The following is an 8,252-nucleotide window of genomic DNA, read 5'->3' as shown; positions in this document are numbered from 1 at the left end:
GCGCGCGGTGGTGTGGCCTTTTTTGGTTTTTTCAATGGTGTTTTGTTCCCTGTGGGGGGGCCCCCCCCCCCCGGGGGGGGGGGGGGGGCCGGCGGGGGGCGGGCCCCCCCCCCCCGGGGGGCCCCGGCCCTTTTCTTTCTTCCGCCGTGCGGTGGCACCGCCATGCAGCACCGCAGGACGTCTGGTCCACGCGGCCGGGCCGCATGGTGTTCCGTGCCGCGCGGCGGTGCCGCGCGGCCTCCCGTGTCTAGCCGAAGCGGCCGGAGATGTAGTCCTCGGTCGCCTGGACGGACGGGTTGGAGAAGATCCGGTCCGTGTCGTCGATCTCGACCAGCTTGCCGGGCTGGCCGACCGCCGAGAGGTTGAAGAAGGCGGTGCGGTCGGAGACGCGGGCGGCCTGCTGCATGTTGTGCGTCACGATGACGATCGTGAAGCGCTCCTTGAGCTCGCCGATCAGGTCCTCGATGGCGAGGGTGGAGATCGGGTCGAGGGCCGAGCAGGGCTCGTCCATGAGGAGGACCTGGGGCTCGACCGCGATGGCGCGGGCGATGCACAGGCGCTGCTGCTGGCCGCCGGAGAGGCCGGAGCCGGGCTTGTTCAGGCGGTCCTTGACCTCGTTCCAGAGGTTGGCGCCCTGGAGGGACTTCTCGACGATCTCGGTCAGCTCGGACTTCTTGAACGAGCCGTTGAGCCGCAGGCCCGCCGCCACGTTGTCGAAGATCGACATGGTGGGGAAGGGGTTCGGGCGCTGGAAGACCATGCCGACCGTGCGGCGGACCGCGACCGGGTCCACGCCGGGGCCGTACAGGTTCTCGTCGTCCAGCAGCACCTTGCCCTCGACGCGGCCGCCGGGGGTGACCTCGTGCATGCGGTTCAGGGTGCGCAGGAAGGTGGACTTGCCGCAGCCGGACGGGCCGATGAAGGCCGTCACGGAGCGCGGCTCGACGGTCATCGAGATGTCGTCGATGGCCTTGTGGGTGCCGTAGAAGGCCGACAGTCCGCTGACGTCGATTCGCTTGGCCATGAGGGGTCACTTCGCTTTCGTAAGTCGCGTCAGCGACCGGTCTTGGGAGCCTTCCAGCGGGCGATGCCGCGGGCCACCAGGTTGAGGATCATGACGAAGGCGATCAGGACGAGCGCTGCGCCCCAGGCCCGGTCGTAGGAGGCTTCACTGCCGACCTTGTACTGCTCCCAGATGTACAGGGGGAGCGAGGACTGGGCACCTTCGAAGGGGTTGTTGTTGATCAGCTGGGAGCCGAAGACCAGCAGCATGATCGGTGCGGTCTCACCCGCGATACGGGCGACGGCCAGCATCACGCCGGTGGAGATGCCGCCGATGGCGGTGGGCAGCACGACCTTGAGGATCATGCGCCACTTCGGCACGCCGAGGGCCAGGGCGGCCTCGCGCAGCTCGTTCGGGACGAGCTTGAGCATCTCCTCGGTGGAGCGGACCACGACGGGCATCATCAGGATCGACAGGGCCATCGCGCCGGCGAAGCCGGAGGGGCCGAAGCCGAGCATCAGGTTCCAGGTCGTCAGGACGAACAGGCCCGCGACGATGGAGGGGATGCCGGTCATGACGTCGACGAAGAACGTCACGGACTTGGCGAGCGCGCCCCGGCCGTACTCGACCAGGTAGACGGCGGTCAGCAGGCCGATGGGCGCGGCGATCGCGGTGGCCAGGGCGACCTGCTCGATGGTGCCGAGCAGTGCGTGGTAGACCCCGCCGCCGGCCTCGAAGCTGGTCACGCCGTTCATCGAGTGGCCGAGGAAGTCCCCGTCGAGGACCTTCATGCCGCGGCTGACGGTGGTCCACAGCAGCGAGAGCAGCGGGACGACCGCGAGGACGAAGCAGACCCAGACCAGGGAGGTCGCGACCCGGTCCTTGGCCTGGCGGCGGTTCTCGATCACCGAGCTGGCCGTGTACGTGACGGCCACGAAGAGGAGGGCCGCGAGCAGGCCCCACTGGACCTTGCTGTGGAGGCCGGCGACGGCGCCGATGCCGCAGCCGAGCGCGATCGAGAGGACCGCGATGCCGGCCGGGGCCCAGCGGGGCAGGCTGCCCTGCGTCAGGCTGGTGGGCGCGACGGACGTGCGGGCCCGGGAGGGGCGCGGGTCCTGGAGTGCGTGGCTCATCAGGCGTTCGCCCCCGAGAAGTCCTTGCGACGGGCGATGATCAGCCGGGCGGCGCCGTTGACCAGCAGGGTGAGCAGGAAGAGCACGAGACCGGAGGCGATCAGCGCGTCGCGGCCGAACTCGTTGGCCTCGTCGAACTTCGCGGCGATGTTCTGCGCGAACGTGCCGCCGCCCGGGTCCAGGATGTGGCCGGAGATCAGGAAGCTCGGGGAGAGGACGGTCGCCACGGCCATGGTCTCGCCGAGCGCGCGGCCGAGGCCGAGCATCGAGGCGGAGATGACTCCGGAGCGGCCGAAGGGCAGGACCGACATGCGGATGACTTCCCAGCGGGTCGCGCCGAGGGCCAAGGCGGCTTCCTCGTTCATGCGCGGGACCTGCAGGAAGACCTCGCGGCTGACGCTGGTCACGATCGGCAGGATCATGATCGCGAGCAGGATGCCGACGGTGAAGAGGGAGCGGGCGACGCCGACCTGGGTCTTGTCGAAGACGTAGGTCCAGCCCAGGTACTCGTCGAGCCAGAGGTTCAGGCCGTTGAGCTGCGGGACGAGGAAGAGGGCGCCCCAGATGCCGTAGATGATCGACGGCACGGCGGCCAGCAGGTCGACCACGTAGGCGAGGGGGGACGCCAGCTTGCGCGGCGCGTAGTGCGAGATGAAGAGGGCGATGCCGACGGCGATCGGAACCGCGATGGCCATCGCGATGATCGAGCTGACGACGGTGCCGAAGAGCAGGACGGCGATGCCGAAGACGGGGGGTTTGGCCGACGCGTTCCAGTCGAACGTGGTGAGGAAGTTGCCCTCGTTGTCGGCCAGGGCGATCGAAGCGCGGTAGGTGAGGAAGCCGGCGATCGACGCCATGATCACCAGGAGCAGGATGCCGGAGCCCTTGGAGAGGCCGGCGAAGATCTTGTCACCGGCGCGGCCGGTGGACCTTCCGCTCGTGGCGACAGGCGGAGCCGTGTCTACTGGGGTGGGTGTGGTGGAAGCCATGATCTTTCCGGTCTGGTGGGGGGCAGGCCCCCTGGCGGCGGTGCACCGGATCCCCCGGGTGAAGGGGAGGGTCCCCGGGCCGGTCCGCCCCCCGGACGGGGGGAGCGGACCGGTGGTCCCGGGAGTCAGGACTAGCTGAGGGTCGCGATGACTTCGCGGACCTTGGCGACGATCTCGGCCGGGATCGGCGCGTAGCCGTTCTCGGTCAGGACCTTCTGGCCCGCGTCGGACGCGGTGTAGTTCAGGAAGGACTTCACGGTCGGGAGCGTCTCGGCCTTGTTGCCCTTGTCGCAGACGACCTCGTAGGTCACCAGGACGATCGGGTAGGCGCCCTCGGCCTTGGTGGCGTAGTCGAGCTTGAGCGCCAGGTCGGAGCCGGTGCCGGCGATCTTGGCGGCGGCGATGGCCTTGGAGGCGTTCTCGCCGGTGGCCTTGACCGGGGCGGCGGCGCCCGTGTTCACGTCCACGGTCTTGATGCTCTGCGAGGAGGCGTACGAGAGCTCGAAGTAGCCGATCGCACCGTCAACGGCCTTGACCTGCGAGGCGACACCGGCGGAGCCGGAGGCGGCCTGGCCACCGGGGGCCGGCCACTTCTTGGCGGCCTCGTACGTCCAGGCCTCGGGCGCGGCGGCCTTGAGGTACTTGCCCAGGTTCTCGGTGGTGCCCGAGTCCTCGGAGCGGTGGAACGCCTGGATCGCGGTGGAGGGAAGCGTGACGCCGGGGTTCAGCTTCTTGATCGCCTCGTCGTCCCACTTCTTGATCTTGTCGTTGAAGATGTTGGCGATCGTGGTGGCGTCCAGCGTGAGCTTGTCCACGCCGGCGACGTTGAAGCCGAGGGCGATCGGGCCGCCGACCATCGGCAGGTCGATGCCCTGGCCGCCGGTGCAGACCTTCTTCGACTCCTCGACGGCGTCGGGCTTCAGCGCGGAGTCCGAGCCGGCGAAACCGACGGTGCCCTGGTTGAAGGCCACGATGCCCTCACCGGAGGAGGAGGACTTGTAGTTCACCTCGACGCCGGAGCAGGCCGCCATGTAGTTCTTGATCCACAGGTCGACCGCGTTCTTCTGCGCGGAGGAGCCGGAGGCCAGGACCTTGCCCTTGGCGTCGTCACACTTGATGTCGCTGGCGATCGTGGTCGGCTTGCCGGACGCATCGGCGTCGGTCTTGGTGTTGTCGTCCGAGCCGCACGCCGTGAGGACCAGGGCACCGGACACGACAAGCGCCCCGAGGGCGGAGGCACGAAGCATGTTCTTGCGCTGAAGCTTCACTTTCGGGTGTTTCCTTCCAGAAGCCGCCGGCCGCTTTCTGCAATCGGGGCGGCGTGCGAAGAGGACTACGTCGGTGTGCCCGGGAGAACCGTTCGCCGTGGCTGCGATTCGCTCCGTGCTTCAACGAAGTTAGGCAGATCAGGTGAAGCGGCCGACCGGGACAAGTGAACGGACGGTGAACCATGGCGGGCGGGGCGGTGCGTGAGGAGCGGGTCGCCCCCCGGCGACATCTCCCGTTATCCCGCCGTTACCGTAGCGTGATCGTGGTGGGCCGAAATGGCACCGCTGTCCCTGGCCTGCCCCGAACTCCGGGGCTCACACGCCCCCGGCCACCGCGGGGAGATGTCCTCTGGCGTGGCCGGAACCAGCCGGCTGCCAGAGGTGCCGGAAGGTGAGCCTCGAGGCCTCGACCTCGTGCCGCTGGTCCGCGTGCAGGACGCCGAGGGCGTAGGCCGTCGCCGGGGCGATCCGGGGCGTGCGCGCGGCCGTCGCCGAGGCCCCGGCGGCCTCCGCCGCGTCGCGGTGGCGGTCCAGCGCCTCGCCCGCGACGGCCAGCCGGGCCACGTCCTCGCACAGCGTCTCCCGCGCGTACCGGTGGACCCGCAGCAGGCGGCGCACCTCGTTCCACGGGCCGTCGTGATCCGCGTCGTAGGGGTGCGACGAGGAGGGGTCGGGGAGGGCGGCCACCGCGGCCGACAGCCGGGATCCGGCCACTTCCGCCAGGGGGACCAGGACGTCGTCCACCCGGCCCCGGGCCGCGACCGGGTCCAGCGGGACCTCGGAGGCCAGCACGGCCACCGCGTCCGCGACCGCGTGGAAGCGGGAGGAGCCCAGCGCCTGGAGCGTCGCCGAGTGCGCGCGCGTACGGGACAGCGTCAGCTGCCGCTCCAGCAGTGCGCCCGCCCGCGCCGAGCCCACCGTCAGCGAGCCCGTCGTACCCCGGGGCGCGGGCACTTCGGAGCTCCCCGACAGCCGGTGCAGGGCGTCCATGAGCCGCGTCAGCCGGGCGGCGTACGCGTGCTCGTCGGCCAGGGTCGCCGAGAGCCACGTCAGCTCCGTGCGCAGCGAGTCCGCCCAGGCGGATTCGGCCACCGCTCTGAACGTGGACAGGGTCGAGGAGATCCGGCGCGCGGCCCCCCGCAGGCTGCGCGCCGCCTCGCTGCCCTCGGCGGCCGCGCTCGCCGCGCCCTCGTGGTGCAGGCGCAGCGCGCGCAGGAAAGCGGTGGCCTGCGCGCGCAGGTACGTCCCGAGCAGGTCGCCTGCCGTGCTCGCGGTCGGGTCATGGTTTGGCTGAGCCACGCCGGCGCCTCCGGGCGTCTATGAGCATCTCCTGAACGTGCCGCAGCGGCTGGCCCTCGCCGTCCGTGCTGTGCCGGGTCCATTCGCCGTCCGGGCCCAGGTGCCAGGAGGAGGTGAGGTCGGACATCCCGGTCTCCAGCAGCCGGTCCACGGCCGCGCGGTGGGCCGGGTCGGCGACCCTGACCAGTGCCTCGATACGGCGGTCGAGGTTGCGGTGCATCATGTCGGCGCTGCCGATGTACACCTCGGGTTCGCCGCCGTTGCCGAAGGCGAAGACCCGGGAGTGCTCGAGGAAGCGGCCGAGGATCGAGCGGACCCGGATGTTCTCCGAGAGCCCGGGGACTCCGGGGCGGATCGCGCAGATGCCGCGGACCCAGATGTCGATGGGGACCCCCGCCCGCGAGGCCCGGTACAGCGAGTCGATCAGTGCCTCGTCGACGATCGAGTTCATCTTCAGCCGGACGTAGGCGGGGCGGCCCGCCCGGTGGTGGGCGGCCTCCTTGTCGATCCGGGAGATCAGCCCGTCGCGCAGCGAGCGCGGTGCCACCAGCAGCCGGCGGTAGGTCTCGCGGCGCGAGTAGCCGGACAGCCGGTTGAAGAGGTCGGAGAGGTCCGCGCCGACCTGCGGGTCGGCGGTGAGCAGGCCGAGGTCCTCGTAGAGCCGTGCCGTCTTGGGGTGGTAGTTGCCGGTGCCCACGTGGGAGTAGCGGCGCAGCGTGTCGCCCTCCTGGCGGACGACGAGCGACAGCTTGCAGTGGGTCTTGAGGCCGACCAGTCCGTAGACGACGTGGCAGCCGGACGCCTCCAGCTTGCGCGCCCACTTGATGTTGGCCTGCTCGTCGAACCGGGCCTTGATCTCGACGAGTACGAGGACCTGCTTGCCGGACTCGGCGGCGTCGATCAGGGCGTCCACGATCGGGGAGTCGCCGGAGGTGCGGTACAGCGTCTGCTTGATCGCGAGGACGTCCGGGTCGGCGGCGGCCTGTTCCAGGAAGGCCTGCACCGAGGTGGAGAAGGAGTCGTACGGGTGGTGCAGCAGCACGTCCCGCTCGCGCAGCGCGGCGAAGATGTCGGGCGCGGAGGCGGACTCGACCTCGGCGAGGTCGCGGTGCGTGCCGGCGACGAACTTCGGGAACTTCAGCTCGGGGCGGTCCAGCGAGGCGATCCCGAAGAGCGCGGTCAGGTCCAGCGGACCGGGCAGCGGGTACACCTCGGAGGGGTTGACCTTCAGTTCCTGCACGAGGAGGTCCAGGACGCCGGGGTCGAAGGACTCCTCGACCTCCAGGCGCACGGGCGGGCCGAAGCGGCGCCGCATGAGCTCCTTCTCCAGGGCCTGGAGGAGGTTCTCGGCGTCGTCCTCCTCGACCTCCAGGTCCTCGTTGCGGGTCACGCGGAACATGTGGTGCGCGAGCACCTCCATGCCGGGGAACAGTTCCTCCAGGTGCGCGGCGATGACGTCCTCCAGCGGGACGTAGCGCTGCGGGGAGGCCTCCAGGAAGCGGGAGAGGAGCGGCGGGACCTTGACCCGGGCGAAGTGGCGGTGGCCGCTCACGGGATTGCGTACGACGACGGCCAGGTTCAGCGAGAGGCCGGAGATGTACGGGAACGGGTGCGCGGGGTCCACGGCCAGCGGGGTGAGCACCGGGAAGATCTGGTTGCGGAACAGGGTGAAGAGGCGCGCCTGCTCCTTCTCGGTGAGGTCGGGCCACCGGATGAGGTGGACGCCCTCCTCGGCGAGCTGCGGGGAGATGTCCTGCTGGAAGCAGGCGGCGTGGCGGGCCATGAGCTCGCGCGAGCGGGTCCAGATCTGGTCCAGTACCTCACGGGGCTGCAGGCCGGAGGCCGAACGGGTGGCGACACCGGTCGCGATGCGGCGCTTGAGGCCGGCGACGCGGACCATGAAGAACTCGTCGAGGTTGCTCGCGAAGATCGCCAGGAAGTTCGCGCGCTCCAGGAGGGGCGTCGTCGGGTCCTCGGCGAGCTCCAGGACGCGCTCGTTGAAGGCCAGCCAGCTCCGCTCGCGGTCCAGGAAGCGCCCGGCGGGGAGCTCGCTGGTGTCCGTGGCCTCGTAGGAGTCGAGATCCGCGTCGAGGTCCGGTTCCAGATCCACGTGGGGGCGGTGGGCGGCTATGGAGCCGAGACGCGCGTGGGCGCCGCTGGCGGCGCGCGCGGCGACGGCTTCCGGGGAGGCCGCGGAGGCGTGGGACGGCTGCTGGGCGGGAACGTCGGTGGGAGCTGCGCTGGACTTGTGGCTCATGACTCCATTCTTCCGCGCACGCGGCAGGAAAGGCGCGTCGGAAGAGTCGGCGGTCGGTCGGAGTCGGGGCTGCATTCCGTCAGCTTCGCGACCGTGCATTAATGCGTGGTTAATGGCGTGTGGCTTCCAGGGTCCGGGCGGGCGGCCGCGGCGTGCCGGTGGCTGTGGTGGGGGTGGGGGCTGTGCCTCCGGGTCCCGGACCCGGACCCGGCGCCTGGGCCCTGGCCCTGGGTCTCCCGGCCCCGGCCCTGGGTCTCGGCCTCGGCCCTGGCCCTGGCCCTGGCTCTGGGTCCGGCCTCTGGC

Annotated in this window: 6 protein-coding genes; all 6 read right to left on the bottom strand. The window is 70.5% G+C overall.

All coding sequences use genetic code 11. The features are described from left to right. Positions 1 to 247 precede the first annotated feature (247 nt). Positions 248 to 1,024, bottom strand: coding sequence for a phosphate ABC transporter ATP-binding protein PstB (pstB, locus tag ACWF9Z_RS04020; protein ID WP_453597152.1), 777 nt, complete (start codon positions 1,022 to 1,024; stop codon positions 248 to 250). Between the two features lie 29 nt (positions 1,025 to 1,053). Further along, positions 1,054 to 2,136 carry a phosphate ABC transporter permease PstA gene (gene pstA / locus ACWF9Z_RS04015; protein WP_453597150.1) on the bottom strand — a complete coding sequence of 361 codons (1,083 nt, stop codon included), beginning with the start codon at positions 2,134 to 2,136 and terminating at the stop codon, positions 1,054 to 1,056. Further along, positions 2,136 to 3,125, bottom strand: a complete 990-nt coding sequence (pstC, locus tag ACWF9Z_RS04010) for a phosphate ABC transporter permease subunit PstC (protein ID WP_453597148.1) — start codon at positions 3,123 to 3,125, stop codon at positions 2,136 to 2,138. Before pstC ends, pstA begins: the two co-directional genes overlap by 1 nt. A gap of 131 nt (positions 3,126 to 3,256) precedes the next feature. After that, entirely contained in the window at positions 3,257 to 4,393 is a 1,137-nt protein-coding gene (gene pstS, locus ACWF9Z_RS04005) for a phosphate ABC transporter substrate-binding protein PstS (RefSeq protein WP_453597146.1), read from the bottom strand. Between the two features lie 315 nt (positions 4,394 to 4,708). Next, positions 4,709 to 5,692, bottom strand: a complete 984-nt coding sequence (locus ACWF9Z_RS04000) for a CHAD domain-containing protein (RefSeq protein ID WP_453597144.1) — start codon at positions 5,690 to 5,692, stop codon at positions 4,709 to 4,711. After that, a complete protein-coding gene (locus tag ACWF9Z_RS03995; RefSeq protein WP_453597142.1) occupies positions 5,673 to 7,949 on the bottom strand; it encodes an RNA degradosome polyphosphate kinase in 2,277 nt (758 codons plus the stop codon). The genes ACWF9Z_RS04000 and ACWF9Z_RS03995 overlap by 20 nt, the downstream gene beginning before the upstream one ends. Positions 7,950 to 8,252: the final 303 nt, after the last annotated feature.

Source organism: Streptomyces sp. NPDC054961 (assembly GCF_053609145.1).
The sequence above is the reverse complement of the archived record's forward strand: the minus strand, read 5'-3'. Positions and strand labels throughout refer to the sequence as shown.

Bases quoted from the DNA above. Each gene is read 5' to 3' on its own strand.
- pstC (WP_453597148.1), bottom strand. From the start codon at position 3,125: ATGGCTTCCACCACACCCACCCCAGTAGACACGGCTCCGCCTGTCGCC.
- pstB (WP_453597152.1), bottom strand. From the start codon at position 1,024: ATGGCCAAGCGAATCGACGTCAGCGGACTGTCGGCCTTCTACGGCACC.
- ACWF9Z_RS03995 (WP_453597142.1), bottom strand. From the start codon at position 7,949: ATGAGCCACAAGTCCAGCGCAGCTCCCACCGACGTTCCCGCCCAGCAG.
- pstA (WP_453597150.1), bottom strand. From the start codon at position 2,136: ATGAGCCACGCACTCCAGGACCCGCGCCCCTCCCGGGCCCGCACGTCC.